Genomic DNA, 1,192 nt, shown 5'->3' with positions numbered 1-1,192 from the left:
AATTGGTGCATTAGTACTCAATTGACTGCACCTCCTAACAAAATATTCTATCTAAATATATTTTTTTATATACACTTACTCTCTTACACTTTCAAAATCCATTTTTAAATTTGAAAAGTACCTACTAGGCAAGCGAATAATTTTCCCCTGATTATCGGTAAATACATTTTGAGTATTACCTGTAGCTAATAGTACTCCATCGGCTTCCCGAACAATTTTATATGTAAAAACCATCTTTACTGGTGATACTTCCGTCATTGTTGTTTCAATTAGAATATAATCATCAAATTTGGCAGAAGCACAATACTGACAATCTACATGAGTTATCGGAAAAACAATGTTATCAGCCATCATTTCAAGCAAAGAGATGTTAACCTGTCTTAAATATTCTACTCGCCCCATTTCAAACCAACGAAAATAGTTAGCATGATGTACAACACCCATCATATCTGTTTCAACAAAGCGAACTTTCTCTCGTACCGTAATCATAATTGAATCCTCACTTATTCATATTTGCTTATTAGCATAAGCTACGTCCAAGCAAAACAAATGCCCACAAGCAGCTATCTTATGCCGTGGGTCGTAAATCAGGCTCACACATTATAAAGAAGAGTCTTATGGCCATTCCGTCAACGAACAAAGCCTATTATTTATTGTACTTTTCTTTTTTATTTTTGTCAAAAAAACTTTTGACAAATCATAGCACTACTTCTTGAAGTTAGACCTATTATAAATACTAAGAAATTTGAACCTGTTGTAAAGTCCTCTGATGTAAAATATATATCCAATTTTAAATAGGAGCTAATCTTTTGTCGTTATGCTTACATAATGACGACACAATGTTATCACTATTTAAATAGTATAATAAGAGTTAATATTTTGCTAAAGGAGGTCAATCTTATTATGTCCTTTGACGATACATCAATGACTAGATTCTCACCTATAGTTCCTAAGTTCCCACTATGCACATCTCCAGCAAACTGCTATTGTATCGATACTAACTTCTGTTGTATCGATACTACTAAGCCTACGGCCCCACTGGTGCTACTGGCATAACTGGAGCTACCGGCCCTACCGGCCCTACTGGAGCTACTGGAGCTACTGGCGATGCTGGTGCTGCTGGCGCTACTGGAGCTACCGGCCCTACTGGAGCTACTGGCGATGCTGGTGCTGCTGGCGCTACTGGAGCTAC

General features: G+C 37.0%; 1 protein-coding gene. It reads right to left on the bottom strand.

The annotated features are described in order from the left end of the window. Positions 1-75: 75 nt before the first annotated feature. Positions 76-489 carry an acyl-CoA thioesterase gene (locus LMF89_RS25350; protein ID WP_007959590.1) on the bottom strand — a complete coding sequence of 138 codons (414 nt, stop codon included), beginning with the start codon at positions 487-489 and terminating at the stop codon, positions 76-78. Between the last annotated feature and the right edge of the window lie 703 nt (positions 490-1,192).

The organism is Pelosinus baikalensis (genome assembly GCF_020819555.1).
GTDB lineage: Bacteria > Bacillota > Negativicutes > DSM-13327 > DSM-13327 > Pelosinus > Pelosinus baikalensis.
Note: the sequence above shows the minus strand (reverse complement) of the source record. Positions and strands in the feature narration are given on the sequence as shown.

Excerpts from the sequence above, each read along its gene's own strand:
- LMF89_RS25350 (WP_007959590.1), bottom strand. The coding sequence starts at position 489 with ATGATTACGGTACGAGAGAAAGTTCGCTTTGTTGAAACAGATATGATG.